24 protein-coding genes and 1 tRNA gene are annotated in these 17,352 nt (G+C 41.2%); 6 read left to right on the plus strand and 19 right to left on the minus strand.

What is annotated here, in order from left to right; all coding sequences use genetic code 11:
• The 15 genes from BSHG_RS18145 to BSHG_RS23205 all read right to left on the minus strand — a co-directional run bounded on the left by BSHG_RS18145 (position 1) and on the right by BSHG_RS23205 (position 8,057).
• Positions 1-282, minus strand: a complete 282-nt coding sequence (locus BSHG_RS18145) for a DUF3127 domain-containing protein (RefSeq protein WP_008657556.1) — start codon at positions 280-282, stop codon at positions 1-3.
• Positions 283-477: 195 nt separating this feature from the next.
• Positions 478-1,419 (minus strand): hypothetical protein, encoded by a 942-nt coding sequence (locus BSHG_RS18140; protein ID WP_005793660.1) that lies wholly within the window; start codon positions 1,417-1,419, stop codon positions 478-480.
• 668 nt (positions 1,420-2,087) lie between these two features.
• Complete coding sequence (locus BSHG_RS18135) at positions 2,088-3,371, minus strand: PcfJ domain-containing protein (RefSeq protein WP_008657561.1); 1,284 nt, start codon at positions 3,369-3,371, stop codon at positions 2,088-2,090.
• Positions 3,372-3,374: 3 nt separating this feature from the next.
• Entirely contained in the window at positions 3,375-3,794 is a 420-nt protein-coding gene (locus tag BSHG_RS18130) for a PcfK-like family protein (RefSeq protein WP_005821775.1), read from the minus strand.
• Between the two features lie 68 nt (positions 3,795-3,862).
• Positions 3,863-4,618, minus strand: a complete 756-nt coding sequence (locus BSHG_RS18125; RefSeq protein ID WP_005793656.1) for a DNA-methyltransferase — start codon at positions 4,616-4,618, stop codon at positions 3,863-3,865.
• Positions 4,618-4,962: a hypothetical protein gene (locus BSHG_RS18120; RefSeq protein WP_223129628.1), complete on the minus strand. Its 345-nt coding sequence runs from the start codon at positions 4,960-4,962 to the stop codon at positions 4,618-4,620. The genes BSHG_RS18125 and BSHG_RS18120 overlap by 1 nt, the downstream gene beginning before the upstream one ends.
• A gap of 2 nt (positions 4,963-4,964) precedes the next feature.
• Positions 4,965-5,177, minus strand: coding sequence for a hypothetical protein (locus tag BSHG_RS21100; RefSeq protein ID WP_014299380.1), 213 nt, complete (start codon positions 5,175-5,177; stop codon positions 4,965-4,967).
• Positions 5,178-5,199: 22 nt separating this feature from the next.
• Positions 5,200-5,637 carry a recombination protein NinG gene (locus tag BSHG_RS18115; RefSeq protein WP_005793653.1) on the minus strand — a complete coding sequence of 146 codons (438 nt, stop codon included), beginning with the start codon at positions 5,635-5,637 and terminating at the stop codon, positions 5,200-5,202.
• Positions 5,615-5,965, minus strand: a complete 351-nt coding sequence (locus BSHG_RS18110) for a hypothetical protein (protein WP_005793652.1) — start codon at positions 5,963-5,965, stop codon at positions 5,615-5,617. Before BSHG_RS18110 ends, BSHG_RS18115 begins: the two co-directional genes overlap by 23 nt.
• A gap of 54 nt (positions 5,966-6,019) precedes the next feature.
• Entirely contained in the window at positions 6,020-6,448 is a 429-nt protein-coding gene (locus BSHG_RS18105; protein ID WP_005821779.1) for a hypothetical protein, read from the minus strand.
• An 18-nt stretch (positions 6,449-6,466) separates the two neighbouring features.
• Complete coding sequence (locus tag BSHG_RS18100) at positions 6,467-6,700, minus strand: hypothetical protein (RefSeq protein WP_005821780.1); 234 nt, start codon at positions 6,698-6,700, stop codon at positions 6,467-6,469.
• A complete protein-coding gene (locus BSHG_RS18095; protein WP_005821781.1) occupies positions 6,684-6,998 on the minus strand; it encodes a helix-turn-helix transcriptional regulator in 315 nt (104 codons plus the stop codon). Before BSHG_RS18095 ends, BSHG_RS18100 begins: the two co-directional genes overlap by 17 nt.
• Before the next feature lie 16 nt (positions 6,999-7,014).
• A complete protein-coding gene (locus tag BSHG_RS18090; protein ID WP_005821782.1) occupies positions 7,015-7,572 on the minus strand; it encodes a hypothetical protein in 558 nt (185 codons plus the stop codon).
• 32 nt (positions 7,573-7,604) lie between these two features.
• Complete coding sequence (locus BSHG_RS18085; protein ID WP_005821783.1) at positions 7,605-7,838, minus strand: hypothetical protein; 234 nt, start codon at positions 7,836-7,838, stop codon at positions 7,605-7,607.
• A 12-nt stretch (positions 7,839-7,850) separates the two neighbouring features.
• Positions 7,851-8,057, minus strand: a complete 207-nt coding sequence (locus BSHG_RS23205; RefSeq protein WP_005821784.1) for a hypothetical protein — start codon at positions 8,055-8,057, stop codon at positions 7,851-7,853.
• Positions 8,058-8,210: 153 nt separating this feature from the next.
• Here BSHG_RS23205 and BSHG_RS18075 point away from each other — a divergent pair, with 153 nt between their 5' ends.
• Both BSHG_RS18075 and BSHG_RS18070 read left to right on the plus strand, forming a co-directional pair.
• Positions 8,211-8,600, plus strand: coding sequence for a hypothetical protein (locus tag BSHG_RS18075; protein ID WP_005821785.1), 390 nt, complete (start codon positions 8,211-8,213; stop codon positions 8,598-8,600).
• A 103-nt stretch (positions 8,601-8,703) separates the two neighbouring features.
• A complete protein-coding gene (locus BSHG_RS18070; RefSeq protein WP_005821786.1) occupies positions 8,704-9,219 on the plus strand; it encodes a hypothetical protein in 516 nt (171 codons plus the stop codon).
• Positions 9,220-9,309: 90 nt separating this feature from the next.
• Here the strand turns inward: BSHG_RS18070 and BSHG_RS18065 are convergent, their stop codons facing one another.
• Entirely contained in the window at positions 9,310-9,489 is a 180-nt protein-coding gene (locus tag BSHG_RS18065; RefSeq protein WP_005821788.1) for a hypothetical protein, read from the minus strand.
• 182 nt (positions 9,490-9,671) lie between these two features.
• Between BSHG_RS18065 and BSHG_RS18060 the strand changes: the two genes are divergently transcribed.
• Both BSHG_RS18060 and BSHG_RS18055 read left to right on the plus strand, forming a co-directional pair.
• Positions 9,672-10,925, plus strand: a complete 1,254-nt coding sequence (locus tag BSHG_RS18060; protein ID WP_005821789.1) for a C10 family peptidase — start codon at positions 9,672-9,674, stop codon at positions 10,923-10,925.
• A complete protein-coding gene (locus tag BSHG_RS18055; protein WP_008657565.1) occupies positions 10,922-11,578 on the plus strand; it encodes a hypothetical protein in 657 nt (218 codons plus the stop codon). Before BSHG_RS18060 ends, BSHG_RS18055 begins: the two co-directional genes overlap by 4 nt.
• A 207-nt stretch (positions 11,579-11,785) precedes the next feature.
• On the opposite strand, the gene BSHG_RS18050 is transcribed toward BSHG_RS18055, so the two are convergent.
• Positions 11,786-11,857: transfer RNA gene (locus BSHG_RS18050), tRNA-Arg, on the minus strand.
• Positions 11,858-12,076: 219 nt separating this feature from the next.
• Here BSHG_RS18050 and asnA point away from each other — a divergent pair.
• Together asnA and ung are read left to right on the plus strand one after the other, a co-directional pair.
• The gene (gene asnA, locus BSHG_RS18045; RefSeq protein WP_005790904.1) at positions 12,077-13,114 is read left to right on the plus strand and encodes an aspartate--ammonia ligase; all 1,038 of its coding nucleotides are present in this window, start codon (positions 12,077-12,079) and stop codon (positions 13,112-13,114) included.
• 6 nt (positions 13,115-13,120) lie between these two features.
• Positions 13,121-13,783: a uracil-DNA glycosylase gene (ung, locus tag BSHG_RS18040; RefSeq protein ID WP_005798174.1), complete on the plus strand. Its 663-nt coding sequence runs from the start codon at positions 13,121-13,123 to the stop codon at positions 13,781-13,783.
• 110 nt (positions 13,784-13,893) lie between these two features.
• Here ung and BSHG_RS18035 read toward each other — a convergent pair whose 3' ends face one another.
• On the minus strand, positions 13,894-16,632 hold the full coding sequence (locus BSHG_RS18035; RefSeq protein ID WP_005802226.1) for a putative LPS assembly protein LptD: 2,739 nt from the start codon (positions 16,630-16,632) through the stop codon (positions 13,894-13,896).
• A gap of 91 nt (positions 16,633-16,723) precedes the next feature.
• Complete coding sequence (locus BSHG_RS18030; RefSeq protein ID WP_005790909.1) at positions 16,724-17,260, minus strand: HD domain-containing protein; 537 nt, start codon at positions 17,258-17,260, stop codon at positions 16,724-16,726.
• Positions 17,261-17,352: the final 92 nt, after the last annotated feature.

Raw genomic sequence — 17,352 nt, forward strand, 5'->3', positions numbered from 1 at the left:
TTAACATTCAATATTCTCCGTCCGATGCGCTCTTACTTCATTATACCAGTTCCCTTTATATTCGCGGGCCTCAACGGTAAAGTTAACTCTGATCTTATTTCCTACCTTTGGAGGGTTCTCAACAGGACCATCGAAACTGCAAACGGAAAAGCGCATCTTACTGTGATAACGTTCGCTGGTTTCCATGATGTACTCTCTCTTCTCCCAGTCTTTACCATCCTTGGTAACTCCACCGGTGGATGGCAGCTCCACCAAAATTTTGCCTTCTGCTTCACATTTCATATATTCAGTTTTTAAATTATAATTTATCAGCCCTTATAAGTCGGTTCCCGACAACCCTGCGGGCTGTATAGGACAAGTTGCCGAAAAGTGTTAAATTTTAGATTTTAAAAACGTAATCACTTAATTTCCAACATTTTAATTGCGCACCATAAGGTGCTTTTTGTATTTACAGATAAAATGCTGATTTTCAATATGTTATATTTTTCTGCAAATGGGCGTAAATATCCCTGTCTGGTAGCCTGATAAAAGTTTGTCCTTAAATTCACGCTCCATGTCACCGATTTCCTCCACGTACTTCTCACGCTCTTCCGGCCAGCTACGGGCAAAATTGCGTATAGTCTCCCATTGCTTTTTAGTCAGCTTACCCGAAAGATAAAGCTTCTTGTAACGCTCCTTGTACCGGGTAACTCCTATCCGGTATATCTCCCTGGCCCTTTCAAGCTGGGACACCTTTACGCCCTTGGCCGCAGACAGTTCTCTGGTAAAGCATATTTCTGACCAGTCCTTATAGAATATACGGCCGATCCTCGACAAGAAGAGGTTGTCCGTTAGCTCCATCAATGAAACAGACTGGTGCTTGTATATCGTTTCGATACGAAGAATGTTAGCCCCGACATTCCGTCCTTTCTCCCCGGCCTCAAAGCTCTTATCATAGACCTTCAGGATCTTCCGGAAATACTTGCTTTTCTCCGTTGTCTGTTGCTTGAACGCCGAATAGTTGGCATCGTTCCAAAGGAGCTTTCCTGAGACTTCATACATCTGTTTAATGTAAGAATCGGCAGGAAGGGACATCTTCATTGTGATACCTATCTCGTAATACGTTACCACGGCATTCTCAATACGGACACATAGCCTCAACAGCAGCTCTTTGATTGTCCTTACAGCTATTGCAAAGGTTATCGGGCGGCTGTTATCCAGTTTCCCGGTCTTTCCCTTGGAGTAAAGCTTGCAAATGGAACATGTGCACCGTAACCTGTTACCGCGAACCTCAATGAAACAACCATCAAAGTTGGCGTAAGCGGTAGACTTGTAATAGACTTCATCGCCCTCCGTACACTCCTCCAAATAATTTCGTAAAACGATCGTCTCAATATCCGCCGTGTCAATCGTTGCCTTTATGGTTATCTTGTCGAACATCTCTTCTTCTCTATAAAATACTCACACATTCTAAGGCCGGTTGATCGCCCACAGTCATGTATCGGGCAATACACCATGAAATTCTCAACCGGGCCGGCGCGTCTGCATTGCCGGCAATCACACTTTACTTTCTGCCTGATTTCCTCTTCTTTTCCCTTATTCTTATTCATCGCCTTGCTTTTTGATAGGTTGACGCTTTCAAAGACTTACACCTTCTGCATTCAGAACTGAAGGTGGAATAGACCTTCTCTCCCCGATTTAAAGTTCTGGGGTAGAACCGGTGAAAATAGTACCACTCGCCACAGATGGAACACCGTTTCATTAAACGACCGTCGGGGGAAGTACGGTAATTGTTTCTTTCCCGTCGATGGACCAACCGGCAATTTATACACTCTTCGTCCGTAAGTTTATACCGCCTGCAATGGGATAAAGACTTCTTTCCGCATTTGGCGAATGCCTTGCAATCAATACGCGGGATGGTTTGGGGGATATTCATAAACTGAGCGTTTTAAGCCTCCCACTCCGGGGGAATCCAAATCCCGGGGAGAAGTCCCCAGGGAGTGGTTTGCAAAATATAAAACTTAACCGGGGCACACTCCCGACGGCATCCTTTAGTACCGGCATTGGTTATTGTTTAACATGTTTCCTGCATTTAAGCAGGACTCCTTTCATGATGCAAGTTTTTGTTTGATCAACCTTGTGTTCTTTTTCACAAGCCCTATGATCCGGTCATGGTATTCAGTGTTCTGGTTACAGGCTCCTCGGGACTGTACGACATTTAAGGTTTTCAAGTCAACCTCAATTGTCTCGATACGCTTGTCACCAATGCGGGCGGAGAGAATAAGGGATTCAGGCTTCAGGTAATAATTATTCGTAAATACGCAGTGATGAAGTGCATCTCCTTCCTCCATGACTTCCCGAACACTTTCAAGTACCCTCACTTCAATAAACCCGTCAGTAAATCGCAACCCAAAAAACTTAGCTTTGAGGGCTCTAAATTTAGCTTCGTCTTCAATTGCCCTCTTTCGTTTACGTTCAGCTTCTTCTTTTTCCTGAAGTTGCCGTTTCTTAATGACCAACTTATCGTGTTCTTTCTTAAGATTATCCGGGCAAACATAGTGTGCATTATGCAGGTCTTTGTGGAAGTACCGAAGCAAATCAAGATAATCAAACCATATTTTCACATCCTTTATCCTGTATTTGTTTCTTAGGCATATCTTTATGGACGGCCAATAACGCTCAATCTTATATTTTTCATTTGAAGCATACCCTAATAGTTCGTACCTCCTTGCCTTTAGCAATGTTTCCATTTTCGGGTTATCAGGAATCATGTTAATAGCTTCCAGTGGCGTAAGCCCTTGCAATCTGTGGTCTATACCGTAGCGTCCTATATCCGGACGGAACTCAGAATCAGGATGCAGCCTGGAAGGATAAATATCATACCTGACACCGGAAGAATAGTAACCACGTCTATGTTCAACACGTATCTCCATATCTCCGCCCCAGGAATCACAATACCAATTCACAGTGTGATTCAATGCGACAACCGTATTCTTTCCATCTTGCCGTATCCAGTGTTGGAGTACCTCATTAATAAAGTATTTTGGAACCGCACCGGCTTTATAGTACGCCCGAATCTCAAAATTCCGAATTACCTGAAACTCCCCATGAATCTCAGCGATCGCAACATACCTGCTCTGTTTGTCTGTAGTGCATCTTGATTGCTCTACTTTCAACTTTGCCCCACAGTGAGGGCATACAGCCAGTTTACGCCTGACAATATCCGGGGAGAACCTCTGGCCGCAGTCCATGCAAACAACCCGTGATTTAGTCGCAAAGCCTTTATGTTCCAAGCAGTCCGTTTTAGCCCATGCAAGCATATAGCTATCAATATCAGGAAGACACCTGCTTTGCTCCAATATCTGAACTTGTAACTTGGTCCTTGGTTTCATAATTTAGAATAATGACATCTGTTGAACTTCTATTATCTCTTTCTTTGCCCGTGTAGGCTTTTTCTTGAGCAAGGCATACTGTTCCTCTTCCAAGCGTCTTAATGCCGCTTCACGGGCTTTCTCCTTATCCTCCTCGGTAAGTACCGTAGAGGCAGACAAACCGCTGACTGAGGATCCGGTATTTGCGGGTATCTTCTCTACTTTGATATTATCCTCATCGTAATAGTGAACCGCCATGCCGAATACCTCCGCATCAGAGATGGCAACCGCGTTGCCCCTCTTTTTCGCTTCTCCCAAGATATAGCTGCAGCATTCATCAATACTCTTGTTTTCTTTGTTATAAGCCTTGGCAAAGAGTTCGTCCGCCTTGGCACGCTCATCAAGATAAGACTTGATGGCGGCTTGAAATGAATTGTCTTTCATAATTGCTCTATCGTTACCAGTATTGTTTAAATCCTGAGTTTTATATTCATTTTTTGATATTAAGAGAGTTATACAAATAGCGATTGCTGAATACGTGATAATATCAATTTATTAGCATCAGCAAAGAACTGCTTCTTAATCTCGAACCCGTAAGCTTTTCGTCCCAATTGGGCGGCAGCCAATAAAGTAGAACCACTACCGGCACACGGATCTATGACTACATCACCCTTGTCGGTGAATATTTCTATCAATCTACGGAGTAGCGGTACTGGCTTTTGCGTTGGGTGCACCTTGGGAGTCTCACCGTCCCGCACCCAATCGAAGCAGTTGAATATCATCCGTCCGTCATTGTTGAACTTAGGGAGTTTGTCTCTATATAAAAGCAAACCATACTCACAGTTACCGACAATCTTCATGTTTGCCTTTAAGACTTGTGCGGAGAAGTCTTTTCTAAACACAAGGTTTATGTAATTATTCAGCCCGTAACGTTTCCCGAGTTCAATGTATCTGAACTGATCTTCAAATTCACAGAAGATAATCATACAGGGAGCCTTACCCTTCTCCTTCGGTTCTTTCATCAACATTTGGCTACAGAAGTGCATAAACTCTGCGGGTCTAAAGTCTTTATCTGTATCAAAGAACTCTTTGCCGGCCAGATCGCTTTCGCCATTCTTGTTATCGCCATCGACATACCAAGAAGGATTGGAGGCATAAGCGTTGTTTCCAAGATTGTAGGGCACATCTGCAATGATTAATTGTGCTTTGGGAATCCCGTAAACTTTATAATTCTGGAAATGATTATTAAATAATTCGATATCTTTCATTACTCAACCTCCTTTTTAGGTTCCCAATCGGCCGACACCTTGGCCCACTCCCTGAATGACTTGTCGAAGCCATCCAAATCGCCAAACATATCCATCTTGGATTTATCCGTAGTTACAAGCGTGGCGAACTCTCTGAAATAGCGGTCAGCACATTTCACAAAATCATTATGCAGCTTCTTCAGGTTTCCAAGTAACAGACCCTTGGCCAACATAACATCGGACGCTTCCTCTATCAGGCTGTTTGCCTCGCAATTCAACAGATGCGCGGCTGAGAGGAGCATATTCATTCTGTCTATACTGCCATCTTTTACGGCTGTTTCAATTAATTGTTTCTTTGGTTTCATAATCATATTTTCTTTGTTGATTTCCTGCATCTAAGCAGGGTTGATTTTATGATGATCGCCCTATCTGTCAAGATGGTGGATTCATCCGAACGATGCAGCAATGTGCGCTTCTTAATTCCTATGTCGTTTTCATCCAAATGCTCAAAAATGGCACTGAGAGAACCGAAGTAGTAGTTCTTCTTTTTGAAGATCAAATACACATGTATCACTTTCATATTTTCAAAAGTTCCATATATGTCATATTTGGCGTATCTGCTTCTCTTCTTTCAGACGTTTAACCTCGCCCTGATAATACTTGATCATGGCACTGTACTCAAAATCGGAGATCTTATTTGTCTGAGTCTTCATGGATTCAAGCAACAGAACCGCAGGTTCACCGTATTTCAATATCAGACCACGGCGATAACCCTGCATGTTGCCTTCATCGAAACGATTGCACGATCGGCATTGGGCATTGCAGTTTTTTTCACTGAATCGGGTGGACATGTGCTGCCTGTTTATGTAATGCCCGCAATCCGCCTGATCCAGAGGCAAAATCCTCCCACAGGAGATGCACTGAAATGTCCCGTCTTTCCTGGCGTCACGTAAACGGATAAAGCGGCTGAACACAGTATCCAACTTGTTCTTCAGATTAGGAGACTTCTTCTTTAAATCAGTCGTTTTCTTTTTCCACATCATGCCTTTGAGTTATTAAGCGGTATTGTTCGTCACTTCGAAAGCGGATGGCGTTTTCGTACCAGACATCATTGGCGGCCTGATACGCTTGTACACCGTTTATACGGTCTTCATCTATCAGTCGGGCAATAATGGCGGAACCTCTATAGGCGGTATCCCAGAACAAAGCTAAATCACCGATCCTGGGAGTCTGCTCTATATGGTCCGTTTCCTGACAGAAGAAATCTGAAAGATTCTCCGGTTCAAATGTGATTATTAACCTATTGTCTACAGCCTCAACAGAGGCATGCCGACATTCGGGGGGAATACTAAAGTTTTGTATCTTCATCTTATTGATTCAGTTCTTTCTTATTAAGAATTTAACTTTTCATATCTTATTCGTTTAGAGGTATTTCTTTAGTTCTTCTCGATCTATAAAAAAGGCACATGCCATATACTTACCTGGTAAACCCATTGTTTGGGTAAGGGCATCATCTCCGCAAACTTTTTCAGTCCCAAAGCCAACGATTGAGCCGCGCGGATCATCTTTAACATCGACTATCGTAGTGGTCATTCTCAAACCTTTATTGTCATCTGCTGCCATTCTCTTAATAGCATCCAGAATTTTATTACCATCACTATTCATTTCTTCTATGCTGTCTAATTCTCTCCTAAGCTCTATGATTTCATCCGAACGGGATTCATAACCAGCCGTTACACAATCACTGATGATTGTTGTTAAATCAATGCCATGTACTTCAAGGCATTTTTCAATAAAGTCGCTATAATAGCGATTAATTTTTCCTTTTACTTCTTCTATCTTTTGCTTCATTTCTAAACTGATTTGAATTTAATAGGCGATTGAATCATAGAACTGTCGATTACGCAAATACTCCTTTACCACATCCGATGAAGTGGCACGATCACCGATACGATCATGGATGTACTGGTACTTCTCAAAACTCATACCTGAGAGGATATCATCATTCATCTCTACGTTGCCGGCATAGATGCAACCGGCAACCGTAACTATGGATATGATGACCATAAGCAGATGCTTAGAAAGACTATTCATATTCTTCATCGGTTCGTTTATTTTTAAGAATTGAATCAATATCACTTATTTTATAGCGACGCTTCCCGCCTATCTCAACAGGACATAAGTATCCCTTTTTGTTCCAACTCCATAAAGTACTACGATTAACACAAAGCATCTTTGCGGTTTCGTTGACGGTTAAATACTCTTCATCCGACTTCATATTAGAGGCCAAAACCTCTTTGATCGTCTGTTTTATAATATGATCCGCAAACTCTTTCAAATCAGTAGATTTTATTGTTACACTTAAATTTGAATCACTACTCAGTATTTCTTTAATGCTCATTTGTTACCTCCTTTCCTCACTGATTACCATTCAAAATGTAGTCATAAAGCCTCTGAGCATCTTCTATCCGGAGATACACCTGATCTTTATTGGTCTGCTCTATGCAGTATTTACGAAGTTCTATATCACTAAGAGATGAAGGCGGCGTAATAGTACCATTAGGCGTGGCGCTTTCGGGGCTGAGGCCGGATTTAGAGACACTCTCTGATTTGAGATTAAGCTCTTTTCCCGCTTCTTGCATTCCCCTTGCTAAGAGATGTACTGGAATGCCGTAGAACTTACAAATATCCTCCAAGCAGTCACGGAGACTCCGTGTGCTATCTAAATCCAGAGGACAGAGGCTGGATTTAGATGCGTTCTCTGAATCGGGGCTAAGATCTTTCTTCGATTCACCGATATACTTCACTAACAGATGCTTTAAACTACTATAGGTTCCATATATATCATTCCGACTTTCTTTTGCGGATTCGTCGATTAAGTTCCTTATATTGCAACATTGCCAAATGACAGCCACTCCAAGTACCAGCACGAGGGCGGCAATTAATGTTAAAAAGATAATTGTTCCTGTAGTCATTGTTATTTCTCCTTATTGTTTTAATTTAGTTATTACTCAAATTCTATTGTTTCATCTCCCTGGTAATGATCCGCGAAACATACCGGACATACTGTTATCATTTTAGTGCCGGGATGTCCGGATATGATAGCCTCAACTTCGATACTGATACCTTCACCCGGTTCTATTTCGATTCCGCAATCTTCGCAATGAAGATGATCGGGCGGGCATTTGCACAGATCAGGACAGAGGCGGCAATTGCCGATGCAGTTCGGTTTTTCTTCCACTGTCAATCTTTCCTATTTTAATCTCATTACTGCTGTTGTATCAATCCGGCCGGCGCTGGACACGCTAAATAGATATCCTTTCTTTTTCAGCTTAATAGCTGCATTGCGGATAGAGTACTCTTTGAAATCTTTGATGTTGATTTCAATAACTTCTTTTACGGACATGTTGGCTAATGTTCCGGTCAATGATTTTTTGGTCACGAAATTTGTTGTTTCCATAATTTAATATTATAATTGTTGATTATTTCAAATTGTAATTCGTGGTTAATAGGGTTTGATATTAATCACGATGCAAATATAAAGATTATATTCTTTTATATTCACTTTATCAAAGAATATAATCTTTAATTAACACTTATTAAAAAACGCACTATGACAGTCAAAGAGAAAATCAAAGAATTCCTTGATTATAAAGGGATTTCACCGACATCAGCAGAACGAGAATTAAATTGGGGAGTTGGCGCTTTCACCAAGCCTAAAAGCATAACCGTAGATAGAGCTAAAGAATTTCTTCTTTTATACACTGATTTATCCTCTGAATGGCTATTCCGTGAAATTGGAGAAATGATCAGGCCTACAATAAATGAAACCAAAATATCACCTATCAACGTCGATGGTGAATTAACAAATACAGAAATGGAAAAAGAAATCAAGAGATTAAGAGCATCGATAGACGCTCTCATCGAAAAGAATGAAAGGTTAGAGGCTGAATTAGCCAAGTATAAAGAAAAAGAAAGTCTGAATAAAGGACTTGCAAGCTAACACTCATACCTAATATTGATAACAAAATTATAAAAAAGAACCAAACCTAACGCCTATGGGTGGGAGGGTGGATATTAATTAATCAATGCTAAAACCTCAAGATATGGAATGGATTATTATGGGATTACTCGTTTTTATTGTTGCCGTAATATTGATTTTGAAAAGTGATTGGCAGAACGAAAAAGATAAAATTCTGAAATCTCAAGAGCATATATCACGGCGAAACGAATTAACCGAATCTCAGCAATATTATATCGGAGATAAATGCATCGGTCTATCAGCACGTAAGGGATACGGTAAATTTCCAATAGCTGGGGCGTATTACAGAGATCTTCCAATTACCATGGTAGGAAAGTTTAACGGTTATGCAATTGCGCAAACTGACAATGAATATGATCAATATGCAATAGCAGTATACAACGATGCTGGAATCCATATAGGTTTCTTGCCTAGAGGGAACAAAAAGCAACATTCCTATATTATTGATGAAGGGGAAGATAAACGAGTTCACGCTTATGGTTATCTAGCGTGGCACGGATCAGGAATGTATGGAGAGGTGTGTGTCGAAACAGACAAGAATGCAGTCACAAAAAGGAATAAACCGTATATCACAGATTAACCGTCACGGATAAATGTAAATAACCGTAATAGCAACAACATTAAGGCTATAAACACATGAATATGGAATTGAAAGATTTTATAAAAGGGACTACAGTGGTTGAGGGTAATAGGGTTTGGCATCTGGAGACTTTCCTGTTTTCACGAACTGATACATAAGATCAGCTAATGCGATAGGAGTACCTTTTATACCATGCTCGTTCCCTTTAAACCAACTGAAGCATTCTACGGACAACTCTATACACCGAATACGTAATTCTTCGTCTGACATAATTAATAAAGTTTTTAAGTGAATATACAATATAACCGCTGCGTTGTCGGACAAATTAACTAATATAGTTATTAACCTAAATACACTACAAATGAAAATGCAAAAGAGCCCTTAAAAAATATTTTTAACCCGCGGTAATGTAATATGGCTCAATTACAATCCCGCATAAACAATCAAAAACTATGAATAAAAATCTGAAGAACAAACTGTATGTGATAATCTTCACATCACTACTATTCTACTCCTGTGGAGAAAATAATGTAATTGCTTCTTTTGATCACTCAACTAAAGCGGAGAGTTTTAAAGACATTTCTTATAAAATCCCCGTCTCGGATGCTGTCTTCACAGTCCTCGATGTGATTAACTCTACAAAAGGAAGTACCCGGAATGCTTATTCGGCGGAAATCGAAAACATCGAGGTTGTAAAAACGACACCAGCAATAACCCGTTCATTGAAAGCAAATTCATTAAGTAGCGATACATTGCTATACATTATCAATTTTAAAGATGGAGGCTTTGGAGTAGCAGCGGCAGATAGCAGAACCGCACCTATTTATGCATACTCAGATAAAGGACACTTTAACTTAAAAGACACATGCCAGGTTCTTGCTTTAAAGATGTTCATAAAAAGTGCTATACACACTATTTTATATGATATCAATAATCAAGGAAATAATCCGAGATTCGCTGAAACCCCCGAAACCAGAAATGAATTACTAGAACAAGTAGGTCCTTTCATGGATATAGAGTGGTCACAAAACAACCCTTATAATAAAGAATGTGTCATTGGCACAGAATATGCCAAAGCCGGATGTGTAGCCATTGCAACAGCACAGATATGTGCATATAATAAATATCCAAACACATTCGAAGGATATAATTATGATTGGAATACCATTTATAAAATCAAAAGTAGTTCAGACCAATACAAGTACCCCGATGCAACGAGTCAATTAGCGCATTTTATTAGAAGAGTGGGATTAAATGTAGGTATGAAATATGGAGTGAAAGAAAGCGGTGCTAAAAGTGAAAAAATCCCAGGTCTATTAAGAAAAATGGGCTATACATGTAGTGATTTAATTAGCTATAGCGACAAAGGACTAGTCGAGTCTTTAAAAGCCGGGCACCCAGTATATCAATGTGGATTTGATAAAGAAAGCGACTATTTCATCTTTCAAACACATTCAGATGGCCATGCATGGGTAGTGGATGGCTATCGATATGAAATGTTAAACATTAGAATATGCAGACCAAGAAGAGGCGAGATGGACTGTGACTCTGAAAAGAGACGTTTTCTATTTGTACGCAACAACTATGGATGGGGAGGGTTATATAATGGATGGTACCAACCATTTGTTACAATGCCTGATACTAACGGAAAGAGAATCCCAACTTTCGCATTTAAACCTAGAATGATAACCAATATACACCGATGAAAAAAATATATATATTATTATTGTCACTTTTGACCCTTTGTTCATGCGAAGAGCAAAAAATAACAGGAGCTTTATTTTCAAAAAGCTTCCTACAAGGATTTATTGATATTAAAGAAATTGTATCCGGAAACATAAGCAACAACGATGAATTGTATTTTATGTTTCAAGGTGAAAATATTGCCAGGGGAAACCCGCAGTATGATGAACTTTGCACTAAATATGGTGATGTCAGCTATAATCGCTATATGGTTCCTTTCTCTAATCCGTGCCTAGTTGATACTATTACTTCACTTGATTTAATATGCAATACCGATTTTGACAATAACCATAAAAAGGGAAGTTCACTAAATGATATTGCAATACTGTATTATTCCTCACCATTGGAGTTTATAAAAAGCGGGTATAAAGAATATCCTAAAACAGAAGACACAACACCCGCCCCGTATAGACCCTCTAAGGAATACTATCCTTATTCTAAGTCATTTTCAGATTTAAAAGGCGAAGAACTGATTCTTTTATATCAGATGGGTTATATTAAATTTCTGGTACACCCATTACAAAGTAGACAAAGTATCACTTTTAGGGTGCAGACAAAATCAGGAAAAACAATCTCAACTGATTTTGAACTTAACTTTGCCCCAACAAGGAAATAAGGATCATCATAGCTATTCATTCGAATACCATAAAATATCCCGGGTCCTAATTGGCCCGGGATTTATTTATGCCTCTACTTGATTTAGGCAATGTTCCATTAGCTCATCAACATCTATACGATGCAAAATGTTGTGCAAAAGTTGTGCAATCTCAATAAAAGCAAAACGCTAATCATCTTATATTTAAGAAATTAGCGTTTTTAAATGTACTCCCGAAGGGAATCAAACCCTTATCTTAGGTACCGGAAACCTACATTCTATTCGTTGAACTACAGGAGCATTGTTTTTATGCGACGACAAAAGTATAAAAAATCTTCGCATTTTCCTAATGATTCACCTTTTTTTGTAGTATTCATCTACCGAACGCTATATTATCAAATATTATTTTGCAACTCTTATGCTATATAAAGCGATCAATTTGATAACATTTTAGCCTATTATTCATACATATATAGATATTATTCATATCTTTGCCGACAAATAACAATCAATAAACCTATGAGTTACCTAATAAAACCTCAGAATTATAAACCTTTGCTTGACCTGAAACAGACAGAACTGGGCATCAAACAAATTAAAGAGTTCTTCCAGCTGAATCTTTCTTCGGAGCTGCGTCTGCGCCGTGTCACAGCCCCACTCTTCGTACTCAAAGGAATGGGTATCAATGATGACCTGAACGGTATAGAACGTCCTGTCTCATTTCCCATCAAGGATCTGGGCGATGCACAAGCGGAAGTAGTACACTCACTCGCTAAATGGAAGCGCCTGACCTTGGCAGATTATCACATTGAACCGGGTTATGGTATTTATACGGACATGAATGCCATCCGCTCGGACGAAGAACTGGGCAATCTGCATTCACTTTATGTAGACCAGTGGGACTGGGAACGGGTAATTACTGCCGAAGACCGTAATGCCGACTTCTTAAAAGAGATCGTAAACCGCATTTATGCCGCTATGATCCGTACGGAATATATGGTGTACGAAATGTACCCGCAAATCAAACCTTGCCTGCCACAGAAGTTGCACTTTATCCATTCGGAAGAATTACGCCAGTTGTATCCCGATATGGAACCTAAATGCCGCGAACATGCCATCTGTAAAAAGTATGGAGCCGTATTTATCATCGGCATCGGTTGCAAGCTGAGTGATGGCAAGAAACATGACGGACGCGCCCCGGACTATGACGACTATACCAGCAAAGGGTTGAACGACCTACCCGGACTGAATGGTGACCTGTTGCTCTGGGACGATGTGCTGCAACGCTCCATTGAGTTGTCCTCAATGGGTATCCGTGTAGACAAAGAGGCTCTTTTACGCCAGGTGAAGCAAGAGAATCAGGAACAAAGACTGGAACTCTATTTCCATAAAAGATTATTGAATGATACGCTTCCACTCTCTATCGGCGGCGGTATCGGACAATCACGCTTGTGCATGTTCTACTTACGCAAAGCTCATATCGGCGAGATTCAGGCAAGTATCTGGCCGGAAGAAATGCGTCGTGAATGTACAGCCCTTAATATACACCTTATTTAATAGCCTATGAACGTACAAATAGAAGAGAGCTGGAAAACTCATTTAGAACCAGAATTTGAGAAGGATTATTTCCGCACACTGACTGAATTTGTCAGAAGTGAATATAGCCAGTATCAGATCTTTCCCCCGGGAAAGTTGATATTCAATGCATTCAATTTATGTCCGTTTGATAAAGTAAAAGTAGTCATTATCGGTCAGGACCCCTACCATGGTCCCGGTCAGGCACACGGCCTTTGTTTCTCGGTGAATGACGGAGTAGCCTTTCCGCCTTCTCTGGTGAACATTTTCAAAGAAATAAAAGAAGATATCGGCACGCCAGCCCCGTCCACCGGTAACCTGACAAGATGGGCTGAACAGGGCGTCCTGTTGCTGAACGCCACCCTGACAGTACGCGCCCACCAGGCCGGTTCACACCAACGTCGCGGTTGGGAAGAGTTTACAGATGCTGCCATCCGTGTCCTGGCCGAAGAAAGAGAAAATCTGGTATTCATCCTTTGGGGAAGTTATGCACAAAAGAAAGGTGCCTTCATTGACCGTAACAAGCATTTGGTACTCAGTTCGGCACATCCTTCTCCCCTCTCTGCCTACAATGGCTTCTTTGGGAATAAGCATTTCAGTAAAACAAACGAATACCTGAAAGCCCATGGAAAAACAGAAATAAACTGGTAAACAGAGCAAACTATCAAACGATAGTCGATAAACGATAAACAGCCGGCAATTTATGCTATAGAAATTTTAAGCATAAATTGCCGGCTGTTTATCGTTCGTCCATCAGATATTTAATACCACTGAATATTACTTTGAGTCTGACTTCTCTTATCCCACTTCAAGTCACGCAGGATACTTGCCGTAGCCCGAATCGTAAAATTATAATAGCGATAGCGGCCGAAAGGCGAAATACTGGCAGACATATTGAAACAATGCAAATCACGTGTAATCGTGCAAGAAGTCTGAGTGATCTCCTTTGCCTCGAAATCATATCCGGAATTGAATGTAAACGACCAATTATTGGAAATCTTCAGGTTACCCGACATGTTGATATTTTGCGTATACTTAAACGGATAACGCATCGTATTACGATTGATCGGCTTACTGCGATCCTCGGAAATACGGAACGAATAGTTAACATTCAGCGACCATGGCATCTTAAATACCTGATAACCGTCACGATCCGCCTGTGCTTTTTCTACTCTCTTCTCAGTAACCGCTTCGTCACCGGTAGAATTTCCTTTTTCTTCGTCGGCACCGTCCTTTTTCTTCTTTTGATCGTTATCCTTATCTTTCCCGAACAACTTCTTCCAGGTATCATTATTGAATGTATAGTTGATGGAAGATCCCCATCCCTGGAAACGCCCGAAGCGGCCATAAGACCATTCGGTGCGGTCACCCACTATTACATTACCCGACTTATCGAATGTATAGGCATAGGTTGCGAATACCGCGTTCATATTCAGCGTATAGTTATTAAACTTCTTGAACTTCATACGCAAACGCATATTCAGGTTACTCCATGGTTGCTTCTTTGCAGCCATATTATAAGAAAGATTGAAACCGATTTCATCAATCAAACTGACTTTCACAAGAGAGTCTTTCTTGTTACGGTATTTCATCTCCAAGTTGTTCGACACATCAAAACTAACCGTTCCGGACTTCTCACGCGGAGCTGTACCAAACTGCTGACTGGAATAAGGCGAGTAATACTGATCATTACCGTCTGCATCACGATAATATTCCCAGAATTGCCCGAAACTTGGAGAGCCATTCAATGAAATCTGCGGGGTAAAGACATGGCGAATCTGTATCTCTTTCTTCTTCATAAACAGCGGCTGGTACATACCATACATCTTGGTACTTAAAGCCAGGCTGGCCGAATAGTTGAACACCCGATAGAATCCATGAATCGTATCGCCGGGGTGTGTATCCCATTTCCGGGTAGTTTCGTCATAGCTCTTCATCACCTTACGGGTATACCAACGTTCAGTGTAATTAAATGAAGGTACCACCTGCAAATACTTGAAAAGAGTGAAAGTTGCCTGTACCGGAATGTTATGCTGCATTGCATTCTCCCATTCCCTGAAACCGGCTTTAAACAAACGGTCGTCTTTTGTCTTCAGGCTGTTAGTCAGACGTCCCGAATAACGCAATGAGATCTTTTCGTACCAACGCTCCTCACCTACCGCACGTTTACGCTTAAAAGGGAAAATAGTACTCAGAGTAATATTCAAGTCAGGCAGGGTGACAGCAATGGAAGAGTCACGCATGGTTTGCGCTATGTTGAAAGTACCCGCGAGTGTCAGCTTCTGATCCGGGAAACTACGAGAGTAGCTTACACTCGAAGTTTTTGTATTCTGGGTCATCAACTGAGAATTATAGAGGTTGTTGATATTGGTACGTTCGTAACTACTGGTAGCGAAGTTTACACTTGCCGAGAAAGTGCTGTTGGGACTCGCCTTCTGGTCTTGCCGGTGATTCCACACAATCTTGAAATCTTTAGCAACCGAGTAGTCCGGCATACCTTTATCCCCAAGTTTGGTTACCTGATAGCCGGCCTGTAACGAACCGGAATATTTATAACGCTTGTTATAATTGGTTTCCATATTGGCGGCCCATGAACCTTTAGTAAAAATATCGGCAGTCAGCTTGAGGTCCATCAGGTCACTGACAGCAAAATAGTAGCCACCACCGGTCAAACCGAAACCACGGCTGGAGTCATCCATATAACTCGGCATGACAAAGCCCGAAGAATAGCTGCTGGAAAACGGAAAGAAGAAAAACGGTACGGCCAAAGGCAACGGTACATCTTCCACTACCAGATAAGCAGGCCCCGTTACCACATTTTTCTTAGGACGGACCTTGGCTTTGGTCAACTGCATATAGAAGTGCGGATGATCGTGGTGGTCGCAGGTCGTATATCGTCCATTCTCCATGAACAGTTCATCGTTTGCGCCTTTCTTCGCATTGTTACCTACCACGTAGCCTTCCCCCTGCTGGGTAACGACGTTATTGATAAATCCTTTTTTACTCTTGAAGTTATACCGGATAGCCTTCGTTTCATAAGGAGTCTCTCCATCCTTAAACACCGGTTTCCCCTTCTCCACTCCCACAGAGTCGATCACTCCACGGGCATAGACCGTACTGCTGTCCATGTTCATGGTGATAATTTCGGCTCCCAGCTCGATGTTCTCGTAGTTCACCTTTCCATCTCCATACAAATGGGCAAATCCTCCTTGTGTAAAGACAATAGAGTCATTGGCAGAATATACAACGGGAGCGTCCAGGGGTTGTTTCTTTTTCTTCACCGATTCCGCCGACAATGTATCGGCCTTCAATACATTGGCTTTCAATGTATCGTTTTTCAGTGTGTCGACTCTCAGTGAATCGTTCTTAGGGGGTGAATAGACCACCGGCCCTTTCAACTCCCTGACACGGCGACGCTGAGCCATAGCTTCGTACGGAAGCATCAGGAGGATCAACAGTAGTATGGATGATATTATCGTATTTGCTTTCAATGGCGTCATTAACTAATAGAGTTTACGCTTGAAGGGGCAAAAGTACACAATCTTCACCAAATATACTTGAGAATCTTCATTTTTAATTCTTTTTTAGGCACTAAAGAAATAGCTTACACCAATTGTTAAAACGTTGCAAACCTTCATCTCCATACTTGGCGATGCTCTTACGAGCCCCCTCCACAGTTTTCTCACGGTCGAGATGGGTTTTCGAAAAAAACTTGTCGGCAAAGCAAATCACTTGTTCTTCCATACTTACCGGCAACATTTCGCGATGGGGGACAGGAAGTTTTTGATCCATAATATCTTTCAGTGAAAGTCCCGCCCCGGTATGCCGTTCACAGACTAATGCGTGTCGGGGGAAACCTTCCTTACGGACAAGTCCGGCTCCGAGATATCCATGACAAATGTAAGGTTCCGTCCCAAAACATTGAATACCCGGAGCATGTGTCAGGAAGATACCAATATCATGCAACATGGCGGCTTCTTCCAGAAAGACAGTATCCAGATTCAGTTCCGGATGTTTTCCGGCGATCCATAGAGCTTTATCAGCCACCGACCGGCTATGCACGTTCAAAATATGTTTCAGTTCATTATCCTGAGGATAATATTTGTCTATCAAATCAAGCACTTTCATATTCTATTATTCATTAATTCAAAAACCACTTGCCATTGGTTTCCGGAATGGAAACCCTTCATAAGCCAAGTGTGTTCGATTGGTTTCTTAAG

It is taken from the genome of Bacteroides sp. 3_2_5 (assembly GCF_000159855.2).
GTDB lineage: Bacteria > Bacteroidota > Bacteroidia > Bacteroidales > Bacteroidaceae > Bacteroides > Bacteroides fragilis.